Source organism: Cellulomonas sp. KU4C (genome assembly GCF_056868065.1).
The window spans coordinates 1,494,045-1,510,073 of record NZ_CP200322.1 but is presented as its reverse complement, the minus strand read 5'-3'; the positions used below and the strand labels follow the sequence as shown (position 1 = coordinate 1,510,073).

At 74.4% G+C, this 16,029-nt stretch carries 16 protein-coding genes and 1 pseudogene; 4 read left to right on the top strand and 13 right to left on the bottom strand.

Annotated elements, in window-relative coordinates:
- Positions 1-13: 13 nt before the first annotated feature.
- The 3 genes from rlmB to AC1VL8_RS07170 are packed head-to-tail and all read right to left on the bottom strand — an operon-like array spanning position 14 to position 3,428.
- Positions 14-1,015, bottom strand: a complete 1,002-nt coding sequence (rlmB, locus tag AC1VL8_RS07180) for a 23S rRNA (guanosine(2251)-2'-O)-methyltransferase RlmB (RefSeq protein ID WP_483074675.1) — start codon at positions 1,013-1,015, stop codon at positions 14-16.
- Positions 1,015-2,454: a cysteine--tRNA ligase gene (gene cysS / locus AC1VL8_RS07175; protein WP_483074674.1), complete on the bottom strand. Its 1,440-nt coding sequence runs from the start codon at positions 2,452-2,454 to the stop codon at positions 1,015-1,017. The genes rlmB and cysS overlap by 1 nt, the downstream gene beginning before the upstream one ends.
- 11 nt (positions 2,455-2,465) lie before the next feature.
- Positions 2,466-3,428 carry a LysR family transcriptional regulator gene (locus tag AC1VL8_RS07170; RefSeq protein WP_483074673.1) on the bottom strand — a complete coding sequence of 321 codons (963 nt, stop codon included), beginning with the start codon at positions 3,426-3,428 and terminating at the stop codon, positions 2,466-2,468.
- Positions 3,429-3,500: 72 nt separating this feature from the next.
- Between AC1VL8_RS07170 and AC1VL8_RS07165 the strand changes: the two genes are divergently transcribed.
- Positions 3,501-4,466 carry an EamA family transporter gene (locus AC1VL8_RS07165; RefSeq protein ID WP_483074672.1) on the top strand — a complete coding sequence of 322 codons (966 nt, stop codon included), beginning with the start codon at positions 3,501-3,503 and terminating at the stop codon, positions 4,464-4,466.
- A 197-nt stretch (positions 4,467-4,663) separates the two neighbouring features.
- Here AC1VL8_RS07165 and ispF read toward each other — a convergent pair whose 3' ends face one another.
- The 3 genes from ispF to AC1VL8_RS07150 are packed head-to-tail and all read right to left on the bottom strand — an operon-like array spanning position 4,664 to position 6,421.
- Positions 4,664-5,161: a 2-C-methyl-D-erythritol 2,4-cyclodiphosphate synthase gene (gene ispF, locus AC1VL8_RS07160; RefSeq protein WP_483074671.1), complete on the bottom strand. Its 498-nt coding sequence runs from the start codon at positions 5,159-5,161 to the stop codon at positions 4,664-4,666.
- Positions 5,158-5,895, bottom strand: a complete 738-nt coding sequence (gene ispD / locus AC1VL8_RS07155; protein WP_389232983.1) for a 2-C-methyl-D-erythritol 4-phosphate cytidylyltransferase — start codon at positions 5,893-5,895, stop codon at positions 5,158-5,160. The genes ispF and ispD overlap by 4 nt, the downstream gene beginning before the upstream one ends.
- A 43-nt stretch (positions 5,896-5,938) precedes the next feature.
- Complete coding sequence (locus AC1VL8_RS07150; protein WP_122148867.1) at positions 5,939-6,421, bottom strand: CarD family transcriptional regulator; 483 nt, start codon at positions 6,419-6,421, stop codon at positions 5,939-5,941.
- 351 nt (positions 6,422-6,772) lie between these two features.
- Between AC1VL8_RS07150 and AC1VL8_RS07145 the strand changes: the two genes are divergently transcribed.
- Positions 6,773-7,327 (top strand): hypothetical protein, encoded by a 555-nt coding sequence (locus AC1VL8_RS07145; protein ID WP_483074670.1) that lies wholly within the window; start codon positions 6,773-6,775, stop codon positions 7,325-7,327.
- 286 nt (positions 7,328-7,613) lie between these two features.
- Here the strand turns inward: AC1VL8_RS07145 and pstB are convergent, their stop codons facing one another.
- The 6 genes from pstB to AC1VL8_RS07115 form a co-directional block, all read right to left on the bottom strand.
- On the bottom strand, positions 7,614-8,393 hold the full coding sequence (pstB, locus tag AC1VL8_RS07140; protein ID WP_389232989.1) for a phosphate ABC transporter ATP-binding protein PstB: 780 nt from the start codon (positions 8,391-8,393) through the stop codon (positions 7,614-7,616).
- 49 nt (positions 8,394-8,442) lie between these two features.
- Complete coding sequence (pstA, locus tag AC1VL8_RS07135; protein ID WP_483074669.1) at positions 8,443-9,408, bottom strand: phosphate ABC transporter permease PstA; 966 nt, start codon at positions 9,406-9,408, stop codon at positions 8,443-8,445.
- Between the two features lies 1 nt (position 9,409).
- Positions 9,410-10,423: a phosphate ABC transporter permease subunit PstC gene (gene pstC / locus AC1VL8_RS07130; RefSeq protein WP_483074668.1), complete on the bottom strand. Its 1,014-nt coding sequence runs from the start codon at positions 10,421-10,423 to the stop codon at positions 9,410-9,412.
- A gap of 130 nt (positions 10,424-10,553) precedes the next feature.
- A complete protein-coding gene (locus AC1VL8_RS07125) occupies positions 10,554-11,669 on the bottom strand; it encodes a phosphate ABC transporter substrate-binding protein PstS (RefSeq protein WP_483074667.1) in 1,116 nt (371 codons plus the stop codon).
- Between the two features lie 156 nt (positions 11,670-11,825).
- A complete protein-coding gene (locus AC1VL8_RS07120; protein WP_389233001.1) occupies positions 11,826-12,542 on the bottom strand; it encodes a response regulator in 717 nt (238 codons plus the stop codon).
- A 4-nt stretch (positions 12,543-12,546) separates the two neighbouring features.
- The gene (locus tag AC1VL8_RS07115) at positions 12,547-13,782 is read right to left on the bottom strand and encodes a sensor histidine kinase (RefSeq protein ID WP_483074666.1); all 1,236 of its coding nucleotides are present in this window, start codon (positions 13,780-13,782) and stop codon (positions 12,547-12,549) included.
- A 190-nt stretch (positions 13,783-13,972) separates the two neighbouring features.
- On the opposite strand from AC1VL8_RS07115, the pseudogene phoU reads away from it, so the two are divergent.
- Positions 13,973-14,642: pseudogene (gene phoU / locus AC1VL8_RS07110) on the top strand (phosphate signaling complex protein PhoU).
- Positions 14,643-14,734: 92 nt separating this feature from the next.
- Here phoU and AC1VL8_RS07105 read toward each other — a convergent pair.
- A complete protein-coding gene (locus tag AC1VL8_RS07105) occupies positions 14,735-15,475 on the bottom strand; it encodes a phosphoglyceromutase (RefSeq protein WP_389233011.1) in 741 nt (246 codons plus the stop codon).
- A gap of 195 nt (positions 15,476-15,670) precedes the next feature.
- On the opposite strand from AC1VL8_RS07105, the gene AC1VL8_RS07100 reads away from it, so the two are divergent.
- Positions 15,671-16,006: a nitroreductase family deazaflavin-dependent oxidoreductase gene (locus AC1VL8_RS07100; RefSeq protein WP_483074665.1), complete on the top strand. Its 336-nt coding sequence runs from the start codon at positions 15,671-15,673 to the stop codon at positions 16,004-16,006.
- Positions 16,007-16,029: the final 23 nt, after the last annotated feature.

Here is a 16,029-nt window from a genome sequence, read left to right as displayed (position 1 = left end):
GTGACCTGCGGTGTCAGGCCTGGCGCTGCCGGGCGACCTCGTAGAGCGCGATGCCCGCGGCGACGCCGGCGTTGAGGCTCTCGACGTCGGACGCGATCGAGATGGACGCGATCGCGTCGCAGTGCTCGCGCACCAGGCGGGACAGGCCCTTGCCCTCGGAGCCGACGACCAGCACCAGCGGGTCCGTCGAGTACGGCAGGTCGCCGACGGTGACCTCGCCGCCGCCGTCGAGGCCCACGATGAAGCAGCCCGCCTCGTGCAGGCGCTCCAGCGCGCGCACCAGGTTGGTGGCCCGCGCCACCGGCACCCGCGCGGCGGCGCCGGCGGAGACCTTCCAGGCCGAGGCCGTCACGCCCGCGGACCGCCGCTCGGGGACGAGCACGCCGTGCGCGCCGAACGCTCCCGCCGACCGCAGCACGGCCCCGAGGTTGCGCGGGTCGGTCACGCCGTCGAGCGCCACTACCAGCGGCGCGCGGTCGCTCGCCGCGGCGATGTCGAGCAGGTCCTCGACGTCCCGGTAGTCGTACGGCGGCACCTGGATCGCGACACCCTGGTGCACGGAGCCGTCGGTGAGGCGGTCGAGCTCCGGCTTGGTGACCTCCAGCAGCGGGTAGCCCGCGTCGGCCGCGGTGCGCAGGATCTCGCGCGTGCGGTCGTCCGCCTCCAGACGGGTCGCCATGTAGACGGCGGACACCGGGATCCCGGCGCGCATCGCCTCGACGACGGAGTTCCGCCCGGAGACGACCTCCGTCGCCCCCGCGCCGCGCGCCCGGCCCGCGGCCGCGCCCCCGCGACCCGTGGGCCGGTTGCCCGACGGGCGCCCCGTCCCGGTCGCGGCGCGGCGCTCGGCGGCGGCCTTGCGCTTGCCCGCGGGGTGCCAGGCGCGGTCCTCGGCCTTGGGCGTCGGGCCCTTGCCCTCGAGCCCGCGTCGGCTGTTGCCGCCGGAACCGACGGACATGCCCTTCTTGCTGCCCGGCTTGCGCGTCGCGCCCCGGCGCTGGGAGTTCCCGGCCATCAGTCCTCGTCCTCAGTGGTCTGGCGCGCGACGAGAGACCAGCGCGCGCCGGTGGCGTTGTCCTCGACGGCCACACCGGCGGCCGCGAGTCGGTCGCGGATCGCGTCCGCGGTGGCCCAGTCACGGGCGGCCCGGGCCGCGGCCCGGGCGTCGAGCTCCGCGCGCACGAGCGCGTCGAGCGCGGTCGCGTGCCGGTCGTCGGTGCGGGCGGCGCCCCACTGCGCGCCCGCGGGGTCCAGGCCGAGCACGTCGAGCATCGCGCGCACCGCGACCAGCTCGACGCGGACCGCGGCGTGGTCGCCCGCGGCCAGGGCCGTGTTGCCGGCACGCAGGTGCTCGTGCACGGCCGCGAGCGCCTGCGGGACGTTGAGGTCGTCGTCGAGCGCGGCACCGAAGGCCTCGGGCAGGTCGGCCGCGGCGAGCTCCTCCGCGGGCACCACGCCGACGACCTCGACCGCCCGGTCCACGAACCCGGCCAGCCGGTCCCAGGTGGCCTCCGACTCGGCGAGCGTGTCCGGGGTCCACTCCAGCATCGAGCGGTACTGGACGGCGGTCAGCGCGTAGCGGAGCACGGCCGGACGCACCGTCTCGAGCAGCGTGCTGACCAGCAGCCCGTTGCCCAGCGACTTGCTCATCTTGGCGCCCGACTGGGTCACCCAGCCGTTGTGCAGCCAGTACCGGGCGAACCCGTACCCGGCCGCGCGGGACTGCGCCTGCTCGTTCTCGTGGTGCGGGAACCGCAGGTCCAGGCCGCCGCCGTGGATGTCGAACGTGTCGCCCAGGTACCGCTGCGCCATCGCGGAGCACTCGAGGTGCCAGCCGGGCCGGCCGCGGCCGAACGGGGTGTCCCACGCCGCGGTCGCGGGCTCGCCGGGCTTGGCGGCCTTCCAGAGCGCGAAGTCGTGGGGGTCGCGCTTGTCGGTCGGGCCGCCGTCGGGGGCGGGCGCCATGTCGTCCAGCCGCTGGCTGGTCAGCGCGCCGTACTCGGCGAACGAGCGGACGTCGAAGTAGACGTCGCCCTCCCCCGCCCGGTACGCGTGCCCGGTCTCGACCAGGCGCTCCATCAGCGCGACCATCGCGGGCACGTGGCCCGTGGCCCGGGGCTCGTACGTCGGGGGCAGCACGCCCAGCGCGTCGTACGCCCAGGTGAAGGCGCGCTCGTTCTGCATCGCCCACGCCCACCACTCGACGCCCGCCTCGGCGGACCGGGCCAGGATCTTGTCGTCCACGTCGGTGACGTTCCGGACCATCGTGACGTCGTGCCCGGTGCGGCGCAGCCAGCGGACCAGCACGTCGAACGCCACGACCGACCGCACGTGGCCGATGTGCGGGGGCGCCTGCACGGTCGCACCGCACAGGTAGATGCCGACCTTGCCCGGGACGACGGGGACGAAGTCGCGCACCTCACGGGTGGCGGTGTCGAACAGGCGCAGGCTCACGAGGGTCAAGGCTACCGGTCGCGGGCGCCCGGACCGGGGTCGGGCGGCCCGTCGAACCGGGCGGCCTCGGCGCGCAGGGCGTCCAGCACCCGGCGCACCACCCGCCGCTCGGCCCGGTCGGGGCGCACCAGGACGTCCACCCGGCGCCCGGCGCGCACTCCCGCGAGCGGGACCAGCACCGCGCCGCGCCGCCCCGCGGTGTACCGGGGCAGCAGGCTGACGCCGTGCCCGGCGGCGACCAGGGCCTCCACGACACCGAAGTCGTTGAACCGCTGCACCACCCGCAGGGGCGCCCCGGCCGCGACCCCGACGGCCTCCAGCACCCCCGCGACCGGGAACCCCTCCCGCACCGCGATCCACGGCTCGTCGACCAGGTCCGCCGGGGTGAGGACGTCACGGTCCGCGAGCCGGTGCCCCGGGGGCAGGGCGACGTCCAGCGGCTCGCGCAGCAGCGGGACGGCGAGGACGTCGCCGGGCCAGGGGTGCACGTCGTGGGGTCGGTGGGCGTCGTCGGGGCGGCGGGCGTCGTCGGGGCGGTGCGCCACGACCAGGTCGAAGTCCGCGGTGAGCGCCGGGAAGTCCGCCTGGGCGACGTCCTCGTCCCCGAGCTCCACCCGCACCCCGTCGAGCCCCGCGACCCGGCGCAGCAGCCCGGGGAGCAGCAGCTCCGCGCCGGACTGGAACGCCGCCACCCGCACCAGCCCGTGCGGCGCCGACCGGAACGCGTCGACCGCGGCCTCGGCCCGTTCGAGCGCCACCGCGACGTCGAGCGCCGCCTCGGCGAGGGCCAGGCCCGGACCGGTCAGCCGCACGCCGCGCCCGACCCGCTCCACGACCTCCGCGCCCACGTCCCGCGCGAGCCCGCGCAGCTGCTGCGAGACGGCCGACGGCGTCAGGTGCAGGACCCGCGCGGCGGCCGTGACGCCGCCGTGGTCGCGCACGGCCCGGAGGGTCGCGAGGTGCCGGGTGTCCATGAAGCGACGCTACAACGTCGCTGCTGATCTTCTCGCTGGTGCTGGACGGTCGGCGGGGTCGACCATCGGGGCATGCCGCTGCGCGACCGCCTCCTCGCCCTCCTCGTCGCCGTGCTCTGGGGGCTGAACTTCCCGGCGATCCACCTGTCGCTCGAGCAGTTCCCGCCGTTCTTCCTCGTCGCGCTGCGGTTCGCGGTGCTCGCGGTCCCCACGATCCTGCTGGTCCCCCGACCGAAGGCGCCGGTGCGCTGGCTGGTCGGCTACGGCATCGGGTTCGGGGTGCTGCAGTTCGCGTTCCTCTACCTGGCGATGGACACCGGCATGCCCACGGGCCTGGCGTCGCTGGTGCTCCAGGCGTCCGCGCCGTTCACCGTCCTGCTCGGCGCCGCGTGGCTGCGCGAGCGGATCACGGTCCGGCAGGCCGTGGGCGTCGGTGTCGCCATCTGCGGGCTCGCCGGGATCGCGCTGCTGCGGGCGGGCGCCGGGGCATCCGCCGGGCTCCTGCCGGTGGTGCTGACGCTCTGCGGCGGGCTCGGCTGGGCGTTCGGCAACGTGTCGAGCCGGCAGGCGCACCCCGACAGCCCGCTGCGGTTCATGCTCTGGATGTCCGTCGTGCCGCCGCTGCCGATGCTCGCGCTGTCGCTGGTCGTCGACGGCCCCGCGGCGATCGGCCGCTCGCTGACCACCCTCGGCACGCCGACCGCCGCATGGGCCCTGGCCGGGCTGGCGTTCACGGTGCTGGTCGCGACGGTCGTGGGGTCGGGCATCTGGACGACGCTGCTGGCCCGGCACCCCTCCGGCGTGGTGGCCCCGTTCTCCATGCTGGTCCCGGTGGTGGGCATCGCGGCGTCCTGGCTGATCTTCGACGAGCACCCGGCCGCCGGCGAGCTCGCCCTCGGCGCGCTGATCGTCGGCGGCGTCCTCTACGCCACCCGCCCACCCCGCACCCCCACCACCCCCGCTCGCGCCACCGAACCCGCGCCCGCCGCCACGCCCACCCCCGCGCCCGCGCCCGCGGCCACCCCGGCGCCGAGATGACACTCCGCGCCTCTGCACCCTGCGCCCCGCGCAGGCGCGCACTGCCATCTCGCCGACGCGCCCGCCCCGCGACCCGGCGCTGAGCCCGGCGCGGGCGGCGAGAGGTCACGACACGCTGACCACCGAGGCACCCCGCCCGCGTGTCGTGACCTCTCGTGGCGCGTGGCGCGCGGGCACGCGGGCGGGAGGGCCGGGGCTCAGGCGGGTGGGGCGACCAGGGCCGTCGCGATGGCGGCGACGCCCTCGCCGCGGCCGGTGAGGCCGAGGCCGTCGGTGGTCGTGGCGGAGACGGACACCGGGGCGCCGGCCGCGGCGGACAGCGCGGCCTCGGCCTCGGCGCGGCGGGGGCCGATCTTCGGGCGGTTGCCGATCACCTGGACCGCGACGTTCCCGATCGTGAACCCCGCCACGCGCACCAGGCGGGCGGCCTCGGCGAGGAGCACGACCCCGGCCGCCCCGGCCCACTCGGGGCGCGAGGTGCCGAACTGCGACCCGAGGTCCCCGATCCCCGCGGCGGCGAGCAGCGCGTCGGCGGCGGCGTGCGCGGCGACGTCGGCGTCGGAGTGCCCGGCGAGGGGCCGCTCCCCCGGCCAGGCGAGGCCCGCGAGGTGCAGCACGGCGTCGGGCGCGGGGTCGGGGTCGTAGGCGTGCACGTCGACGCCGGTGCCCACGCGCGGGAGGCCGCCGCCGCTCACGACCGCACCGCCGCGCCGTCGGTGCGGGCCAGCAGCTCGGCGACCGCGAGGTCCCGGGTGGTGGTGATCTTCATGGCGGACTCCTCGCCGGGGACGACCCAGACCTGCTCGCCGAGCGCCTCGACCAGCGCGGCGTCGTCGGTGGCCGCGGTGGTCTCGTCGGCGGCGCGGTGCGCACCGGCGGCGTGCGCGGCGTCGAGGAGCGCGCGGTCGAAGCCCTGCGGGGTCTGCACGGCGCGCATCGTGGCGCGCGGGACGGTGGCGACGACGGGTGCGGCCCCGTCGACGGGCTCGCCGACCTGCTTGATGGTGTCGGCGACCGGCAGCCCCGGGACGACGGCGCGGTGCCCGGCGCGGACCGCCGCCTCGACGGACCGGATCAGCGCGGGGCTGGCGAGGGCGCGGGCGGCGTCGTGCACGAGGACGACGTCGACGTCGTCCGCCAGCGCCGCGAGGCCGGCCGCGACGGACGCCTGGCGGGAGCCGCCGCCCTCGACGACGGTCACCGGGATCCCGATCCCGGGGCGGACCGGGCCGCCGAGGAGCGCGCGGAACCCGCCGCCGCGCCCGGGCGGGACGGTGACGACCACGGACAGCACGACGCCCGACGCAGCGAGGCGTCGGGCGGCGTGGACGACCAGCGGCACCCCGGCGAGCTCGACGAGGGCCTTCGGCCCGGGCAGCCCGAGCCGCGTGCCGCTGCCGGCGGCGGTGAGGACGGCGGCGGTGGGCACGCGGGTCGGGGTGCGGGGCTTCGGTGAGGTCAGGCGTCCGGTGTCAGGACGCGAGCACCTCGTCGAGGATGGCCTCGGCCTTCTCCTCCTCGGTGTGCTCGGCGAGCGCGAGCTCCGAGACGAGGATCTGACGGGCCTTGGCGAGCATGCGCTTCTCCCCGGCCGACAGGCCGCGGTCGGCGTCCCGGCGGGAGAGGTCGCGCACGACCTCGGCGACCTTGATCACGTCGCCGGAGGCGAGCTTCTCGAGGTTGGCCTTGTAGCGGCGCGACCAGTTGGTCGGCTCCTCCGTGTACGGGGCGCGCAGCACGTCGAACACGCGCTCCAGGCCCTCCTGGCCCACGACGTCGCGCACACCCACGAGGTCGACGTTCTCCGCCGGCACCTCGATGGTCAGGTCACCCTGGGCGACCTTCAGCTTGAGGTAGATCTTGTCCTCGCCGCGGATGGTCCTGGTCTTGATCTCCTCGATCAACGCTGCACCGTGGTGCGGGTAGACAACCGTCTCCCCAACAGTGAAAGTCATCTGCAGGTGTCCCCTTTCGCGGACGGCCAGTCTACCACGCGGACTCGGGGGGACTTGGTGGAGATCTCCAGCGTTTGCGCAGGTCAGCGCGTTGCGTGCCGCGTCAGCGATCCGACACGCCGCGTGGCGGTGGTGCTGGACGGGCCCGGCGTGGCTAGTCTGCGACCAGGCCCCCGTGCGACCTCCGGCACCCCCGTGGCGCGCGCCTGACCAGCGGGTTCGTCGCCCTCGGCGGGACGCTCGTGCGCGCCGCGCCCCGCCCCACGTAGGCTCGGCGCAGCACGCCGCGCGCGTGCGCCCGACCCCTGCGCGCACCGACGCGCCAGCCCCCGCTCGCACCGAGGAGTCACCGTGGCCCGCAGCCGCTCGTCCGCCCGCCCCGTCGTCATCGGCGCCGCCGTCCTGGCGGCCGTGCTGTCCGGCTGCTCCGTGACGAACCAGATCACCACCGAGAAGCCGTACGCCGCGTCCGACGGCGTCCGCGCGACCCTCGGCGACCTCACCGCGGAGAACCTGCTGCTCGTCGCCGAGGCGGCCGACGGCCCCGCCGCCCTGCAGGGCGCCTTCACCAACCGCGGCGACGACGCCCTGACCGTCGAGGTGTCCACCACCGGGTCCACCGAGCGCGTGCGGGTCGCGGCGGGCGAGACGGTGCTGCTCGGCGGGCAGGACGGCGAGGACGTCGTCCTGGAGACGCCCGACGCCCCCGGCGCCACGACCGAGGTCACGATCGCGACCGGCGCCGGCGGCACCCAGACGGTGCAGGTGCCGGTGCTCGACGGGACGCTCCCGGAGTACACGGACCTGGTCCCGACGCCGGAGCCCGAGCCCGAGATGACGACGCAGGCGACCGAGGAGCCCGCGCCGACCGAGGCCCCGACCGCCGAGCCGACCACCGCCCCGTAACGCGCGGATCGGCAGCAGGCCCCGTCCAGGTCACCCCGGACGGGGCCTGCTGCGTCCCGGCCGGTCGGCGGCGGTACCCTCCAGTCCCGCGACGCCGGCGCGCCGCCACGCTAGACGGCCCGGTGCACCACTCAGGCACCACCCAGGTCCGCCGGCACCGGCCGACTAGGTGGCCCCGGACGCACCGCAGGCCCCGCCCGGTCGCCCGGGCAGGGCCTGCGTCGTACCGGCCCCCGCGGGGCGACGATCCCCTCCCGTCACGTCGCCCCGGCGGACCCCCCGCGGCTCAGCCGAAGCGGCCGGAGATGTAGTCCTCGGTCGCCTGCTCCTTGGGCGACGAGAACATCGTGGCGGTGTCGTCGATCTCGATCAGCCGGCCGGGCTGGCCGGTGCCGGCGATGTTGAAGAACGCCGTCTTCTCGGAGACGCGCGCCGCCTGCTGCATGTTGTGGGTGACGATCACGATCGTGTACTGCGACTTGAGCTCGGCGATCAGGTCCTCGATGGCGAGCGTCGAGATCGGGTCGAGCGCGGAGCACGGCTCGTCCATGAGCAGCACCTGCGGCTTCACGGCGATGGCGCGGGCGATGCACAGCCGCTGCTGCTGGCCGCCGGACAGGCCGGAGCCGGGGCGGTCGAGGCGGTCCTTGACCTCGTTCCAGAGGTTCGCGCCCTGCAGCGACTGCTCGACGAGGTCGTTCGCGTCGCTCTTGGAGATCTTCCGGTTGTTCAGCCGGATGCCCGCCAGGACGTTCTCCGCGATCGACATCGTCGGGAACGGGTTGGGCCGCTGGAACACCATGCCGACCTGGCGCCGTACGGCGACCGGGTCGATGTCCGAGCCGTACAGGTCCACGCCCTCGACCGCGACGGTGCCCTCGACGCGCGCGCCGGGGATGACCTCGTGCATGCGGTTGAGGGTGCGCAGGAAGGTCGACTTGCCGCAGCCGGACGGGCCGATGAACGCGGTCACCGAGCGGGGCTCGATGGCCATGTTCACGTCGGCGACGGCGCGGAAGCTGCCGTAGAAGATGTTGAGGTCCTTGACGTCGATGCGCTGAGCCATCTCGGTCTCCTTGGGAGGTCTGTCGGGGAGGGGGAAGGGGGAGGCGCCGTCAGCGGATCTTCGGGGCGAAGAACCGGGTGACGAGGCGGCCGACGAGGTTCAGCAGCATCACGATGAGGAACAGCGTGAGCGCGGCGGCCCAGGCACGCTGGAAGTTGATGTCCGGGATGCAGGCGGCGTCGCCCGGGGAGCACGGGACCAGACCCTGAGAGTACTGCCGGTACACGTAGACCGGCAGGGTCATCATGCGGCCCTCGAACAGGTTGAAGTTGATCGAGTCGACCACGCCGACGGTGAGCAGCAGCGGGGCCGTCTCGCCGATGACACGGGCGATCGCGAGCATCACGCCGGTGGTCAGTCCGGCGACCGAGGTGCGCAGCACCACCTTGATGATGGTCAGCCAGCGCGGCACGCCGAGCGCGAGCGACGCCTCGCGGAGCTCGTTCGGGACGAGCCGCAGCATCTCCTCGCTGGACCGGATCACCACCGGGATCATCAGCACGGACAGCGCGACCGAGCCGATCATGCCGAACTTCGCACCCGGGCCGAGCAGCAGCGCGAACAGGGCGTAGGCGAACAGGCCCGCGACGATCGACGGGATGCCGGTCATGACGTCCACGAGGAACGTGATGACCTTGGCGAGCGTCTTGCCGCCGCCGTACTCGACCAGGTAGATCGCGGCGAGCAGGCCGATCGGCACCGAGATCAGCGCCGCGAACAGCGTGATCTCCAGCGTGCCGACGATCGCGTGGTAGATGCCGCCGGCGTCCATCCCGCCGAAGACGCCGCGCATCGAGTTGAGCAGGAAGTAGCCGTCGAGCCGGCCGATGCCCTTGGACACGACGGTGTACGTGAGGGACAGAAGCGGCAGCATCGCGAGCACGAACGCCGCGGTGATGAGCACCCGCATCGTGACGTCGGTGCGGCGGCGCCGGGTGTCGGTGGTCTGCAGCAGCTCGCGCAGGGACGCGGAGCCGGTCTCCGGGGACTGCGGGGCGGGGGTCGTGGTCGTCATGTCAGTTGGCCCCCGAGAAGTCCTTGCGCCGCGCGACGATCGCGCGGGCGGCCATGTTCACGGCCAGGGTGATGACGAACAGCGCGAGGCCGGTGGCGATCAGCGTGGCGACGCCGGTCTGGTTCGCCTCCGGGAACTGCGCCGCGATGTTGGCGGCGATCGTCTGCTGCTGGCCTGCGGCGAGGAGCTGGAACGAGTAGAGGAACCCGGGCGACAGGATCATCAGCACGGCCATCGTCTCGCCGAGCGCGCGGCCGAGGCCGAGCATCGCGGCGGACACGATCCCGGACCGGGCGAACGGCAGCACGGCCATCCGCACGACCTCCCACTGCGTGGCGCCGAGGGCCAGGGCGGCCTCCTCGTGCAGGCGGGGCGTCTGGAGGAACACCTCGCGGCAGATGGCGGTGATGATCGGCAGGATCATGACGGCGAGCACCACGGCGACGGTCATCATCACGCGACCGGTCGGCGACACGGTGCCGCTGAAGAACGGGATCCAGCCGAACCAGCGGCCCAGGACCTCCCACACCGGCTGCACGACCGGGCTGAGCACCAGGCCGCCCCACAGGCCGTAGACCACCGACGGGATCGCGGCGAGCAGGTCGACCACGTAGCCGAGCGCGCTCGCGAGGCGCCGGGGCGCGTAGTGCGAGATGAACAGCGCGATCCCGATGGCGATCGGTGTCGCGATCAGCAGCGACACCGCGGCGGCGAGCAGCGTGCCGAACACCAGCGGCCCGATGAACCCGAGCAGGCTCGTGTCGTCCGGGAACCAGCTGATCTTGTCCGACAGCACCGCCGCGTCCGCGGTGAGCGCCGGCCACGCGCGCTGCACCAGGAAGATCGCGACGGCGGCGAGGATCACGAGGATCAGCACGCCCGCGGCGGTCGAGACCCAGCGGAACACGCGGCTGCCACCGCGGTCGCCGTGGCCGGAGCGCAGGCGCTTCGCGGTCGCGCCGGGGGGCGCCGCCGGGTCGAGGGACCCCGCGGGGCGGGGCTGAGTGCTGGTCACGCTGTCTCCAGGGGGAGGGGGAGGAGAGAGGGCGTTCTTCGCGCCGAGGGCCGGCCCGCCCGAGGGCGGACCGGCCGTGGCCCGGGCGGGTGCGGCGGCCGGGTCGCGGCCGCCGTCCCCGCCCGGTGGGTCAGGACGCGACGGTGATCGCGTCGATCGACGCCTGGACGTCGGTGCGCAGCGCGTCGGAGATCGGCGCGGAGCCCGCGGCGGTCTCGGACGCCGACTGGCCCTCGGCGGACGCGACGTAGGTGAGGAACGCCTGGACCAGGTCGACCTCCTCCTGCGTCTCGTACGCCTGGCAGGCGACGAGGTAGGACACGAGGACCATCGGGTAGGCGCCGGCCTCGGTGGTCTCGCGGTCGAGCTTGATCACGATGTCGCCCTCGGCGCGGGAGTCGTCGCGCGGGGAGACGTCGAGCGCGGTCGCGGCGCCCTCCTCGGACGGGGCCACCCACTCCTCGCCGACCTTGATCGACGCGACGCCCAGGTCGCCGGCCTTGGAGAAGTCGGCGTAGCCGATGGTCCCCTGGCCGGACTGGACGGTCTGCACCAGGCCGGACGTGCCCTGGCCGGACTCGCCGCCCTCGAGGGCCCAGTCGCCCGAGGGCTCCTCGGTCCACACGCCGCCCGACGCCTTGGACAGGTAGTCGGTGAAGTTCTTGGTGGTGCCCGACTCGTCGAGGCGGTGCACGGGGGTGATCGCCAGGTCCGGCAGGGTCGCGTCGGGGTTCTCCGCGACGATCGCCGGGTCGTTCCACGTGGTGATCGTGTTGTTGAAGACGCCCGCGATCGTGGCGGCCGACATGTTCAGGCTGTCGACGCCGTCGAGGTTGAACACGACCGCGATCGGGGAGACGTAGACCGGCAGGTCCACCGCGGAGGTGCCGTAGCAGCGCTCCTGGGCGGTGACCAGCTCCTCCTCGTCCAGGGCCGAGTCCGAGCCGGCGAACGCCGTGGAGCCCTCGAGGAACGAGGTGCGGCCGCCACCGGAGCCGACCGGGTCGTACGAGACCGTGACGTCGGGGTTCGCGCTCTGGAACCCGGCACGCCAGGCCTCCATCGCGGACTCCTGCGACGACGCACCGGCGCCGACCAGCTCGCCGGACAGCGAGCTCGCGGCGGTGTCGCCACCGGAGGTCTCCGTCGTCGCGCCGGTCGGGTTGTCCGAACCACATGCCGTGAGGGAGAGGGCGACGACGCCTGCGAGGGCGAGGGCACCCGTACGACCGCGGTTGAGCTTCACAGTGTTTCCGTCCTGTCGTGGCGCAGCGCGCACCCGTCTGTGCGCGCCGGTGACGCCGACGCTAGGGAGCGCAGGTGACGAGCCTGCCCTGCACGGGTGAACCGGAGGTGAACGACCGGCCAATCCTGCGCAGCGCGCGCCGCGGCACCGCGGGGCTCAGGACGGGTCGTCGTCGAGCAGCTTGTAGCCGAGGCCCCGCACGGTGACCAGGAGCGTCGGGGTGCCCGGGTCGGGCTCGATCTTCGCGCGGACCCGCTTCACGTGGACGTCGAGGGTCTTGGTGTCGCCGACGTAGTCGGTCCCCCACACCCGGTCGATCAGCTGGCCGCGGGTCAGCACCCGGCCGGCGTTGCGCAGCAGCAGCTCCAGCAGCTCGAACTCCTTGAGCGGGAACGCCACCGGCTGGTCGCCGACGGTCACGGTGTGCCGCTCGACGTCCATCCGCACCGGGCCCGCGACGAGCACGCCGTCGTCCGGCTCGTCGTCGGCGCCGTCGCCACCCGCGGCCGCGGGCTGCCGACGCCGGAGCACCGCGCGCACCCGCGCCAGCAGCTCGCGCGACGAGTACGGCTTGGTCACGTAGTCGTCCGCGCCGAGCTCCAGGCCGACGACCTTGTCGATCTCGCCGTCCTTCGCGGTCAGCATGATGACCGGCACGTCGCTGCGCTGGCGGATCCGGCGGCACACCTCGGTCCCGGACAGCCCCGGCAGCATGAGGTCGAGCAGCACGAGGTCGGCGCCGTGCTCCTCGAACGCCACCAGCGCGTCCGGGCCGGTGGCGGCGGTCGTGACCTCGAAGCCCTCGCGGCCGAGCAGGTAGGCCAGGGGGTCGCGGTACGACTCCTCGTCCTCGACGAGCAGGATGCGGGTCACGGGGTCAGGCCTCCGGGGCGGTGTCGACGGTGCCCGGCGCGCGCACGGCGCCGGCGGACGGGGGGACGGGCGCGGGCAGCGCCGCCGGCTCCGGCACCGCGCCGGGCACGGGGCCCGTCGCGACCGGCAGCCGCAGGGTGAACGTGGAGCCGCGGCCCGGCTGCGACCAGACCTGCACGTCGCCGCCGTGGTCGGCCGCGACGTGCTTGACGATCGACAGGCCCAGGCCGGTGCCGCCGGTGTCGCGGCTGCGGGCCGGGTCGACGCGGTAGAACCGCTCGAACACCCGGTCCTGCTCCTCGGCGGAGATGCCGACGCCCTGGTCGACGACCGCGATCTCGACCAGGCCGTCGCGGACCCGGACGCCGACGCCGACGTGGGTGCCCTCCGGGGAGTACGCGACCGCGTTGTCCAGCAGGTTGCGCACCGCCTGGACCAGCATCGTCTGGTCGCCGAACACCCGCGCGCCGCTCTCGCCGCCGACGTCGAACGCCATCTGCTTCGCGGCCGCACCGGTCCCGGCACGGTCCACGGACTCCGCGACGACCGCGTCGACGTCCACGACGACGATCTCCTTGAGCGCACCGGCGACCTGCAGGCGCGACAGCTCGAGGATCTCGTGCACCAGCGCCGACAGCCGGTGCGACTCGTTGATCATCCGGCCGGCGAACCGGCGCACGGCCTCGGGGTCGTCCGCGGCGTCCTGCACGGTCTCGGCCAGCAGCGACAGCGCCCCGACCGGCGTCTTCAGCTCGTGCGACACGTTCACCACGAAGTCCCGGCGGATCGCCTCCAGCCGGCGGGCCTGCGTCCGGTCCTCCGCGAGCACCAGCAGCAGGCCCGGGCCGACCTGGGCGACCCGCACCTGCAGCATCACCGTGCCCGGGCCCAGCGGGCCGCGCGGCAGCGTCAGCTCCTCGTCCCGGATCACGCCGGTGCGACGGACGTCCGCGATGAGGTCCCGGACCGCGGCGTGCTCGACCGCGCCGTCCCGCACGACGCCGAGCGCGTACGCCGGCGGGCTCGCCCGCACCACCCGGTCCTCGTCGTCGAGGACCACCGCCGCGGACCGCAGCACCGCGAGCACCCGGACCAGGCCGTCGTCGAGCGCGCGCTCCGGCGGCTCCGGCACCCGGTGCTGCGCGCGCTCGCTGAACCGGAACGCCAGCGTCGCGCCGATGCCGGTCACCAGACCGAGCGCACCGGCGGCCAGCACGATCAGACCGTTGAGACCCTCCACGCCGTCAGAGTACGGTCGCATCCGACGTGCTCGGCCCCCGGACGCGTCCCGGCCGCGAGGTGGCGGCAGATGTTCACCGCCGTTCACCGGGGCGCGGCGTGCCGTTCACCCAGGCGTTCACCTCCGCGTGCGAGCGTGGGCCGCCGGACCGATGATGCGCGACACGCGAGCGCGCCCACGAGAGGAAGTCATGCGGGAGATCTTCGACGCCGAGGCTCGAGCAGCTCCAGGACGACCTGGTCGCGATGAGCCGCCGGGTCGAGCACGCGATCACGGCCGCCGGCGAGGCGCTGCTGCACCAGGACCTCGCCCTGGCGGAGTCCGTCATCGCCGACGACCTGGCGATCGACGCCCTCGAGCGGGACCTCGACGAGCGCTGCGTCCTGCTGCTCGCCCAGCAGCAGCCCGTCGCCACCGACCTGCGTGTCGTGGTGTCGGCGCTGCGGATGAGCGCGACCCTGGAGCGGATGGGCGACCTCGCCCGGCACGTCGCCCAGGTCGCCCGCGGCCGGTACCCCCGTGCCGCCGTCGACCCGGCGCTGACCGGCGTGTTCACCGAGATGAACGACGCCGCGCGCCGCGTGGCCCAGCGCACCACGCAGGTGCTCACCACCCACGACCTCACCGAGGCCGAGGGCATCGAGCGCGACGACGACCTGCTCGACTCGCTGCACGAGGACACGTTCCGCGTGCTGCTGAGCCCGGGCTGGACGGGCACCCCCCAGCAGACGGTCGACGTGACGCTGCTCGGCCGGTACTACGAGCGGTTCGGCGACCACGCCGTCTCGGTCGCGCGCCGGATCGTGTACCTGGTGACCGGCGACTTCTCGCAGGAGCGCCCCGGCGGCATCACCCGCTGACGCAGCTCCTCCCCGCACGCTGCGGGAGGCACGACGCAGGGCCCGGACCGACTCGGTCCGGGCCCTGCGTCGTGCTGCGGTGCAGCGGGAGGTCAGCGACCCTGGTTCGCCACCGCGGCGATGGCCTCGGCCGCGGCGTCGGGGTCGAGGTACGTGCCGCCCGGGTTCGTGGGCTTCAGCGTCTCCTCGTCCAGGTGGTAGACGAGCGGGATGCCGGTCGGGACGTTGATGCCCGCGATCGTGGCGTCGTCGACGTCGTCGAGGTACTTGATGATCGCGCGGATCGAGTTGCCGTGGGCGGCGACCAGGGTCGTCTTCCCGGCCTGGAGGTCCGGCACGATCTCGGCGTCCCAGTAGGGCAGCGCGCGGTCGAGCACCTGCTTGAGGGCCTCGGCGCGCGGGATGGGCTCGCCGGCGTAGCGGGCGTCCGTGTCCTGCGAGAACTCCGAGCCGAGCTCGATGTCCGGCGGCGGCACGTCGTAGGACCGGCGCCAGAGCATGAACTGCTCCTCGCCGTACTCGTTGAGCGTCTGCTTCTTGTCCTTGCCCTGGAGCGCGCCGTAGTGCCGCTCGTTCAGGCGCCACGAGCGCTTGACCGGGATCCACAGGCGGTCCGCGGCGTCCAGCGCGTAGTTCGCGGTGGTGATGGCGCGGCGCAGCAGCGACGTGTGCACGACGTCCGGGAGCACGTCGGCGTCGGTCAGCAGGGTGCCGCCCCGCTTGGCCTCCGCGACGCCCTTCTCGGAGAGCGCGACGTCGACCCAGCCGGTGAACAGGTTCTTGGCGTTCCATTCGCTCTCGCCGTGGCGGAGCAGAACGAGGGTGTAGGTCATGGGGTCCATCCTGCCGCACCCGGCGCGCGGACGTCGGGGGACGTTCGGCCCGCGGAACAACGGACGGCCCGCGGCGCGTTCGGGCTGGTATGCCGATCACCGGAGAGTACGAGCCGTCCACCGACACCCGGACCCGTGAGCAGGTGGAGCTGATCGAGAAGCTCCGGCGGGACCCGCGGCACCACGATGCGCGGGATGCCCGTCGTCGTCGTCACGATGCTGGGCGCGAAGTCCGGCAAGGTCCGCAAGATCCCCGTGATGCGGGTCGAGCACGACGGGGTCTACGCGGTCGTCGCGTCCCTCGGCGGCGCCCCGAAGCACCCCGTCTGGTACCACAACCTGCTCGCGCACCCGCAGGTCGAGCTCCAGGACGGACCCGCGCGCGGCGAGTACACGGTCCGCGAGGTCACCGGGGACGAGCGCGCCCTCTGGTGGGACCGCTCGGTCGCGGCGTACCCCGACTACGCCGACTACCAGACGCGGACCGACCGGGTGATCCCGGTGCTGCTGCTGGAGCCGGTCCCGGCCTGACCGGGCGCGGCCCGGGCGGGCCG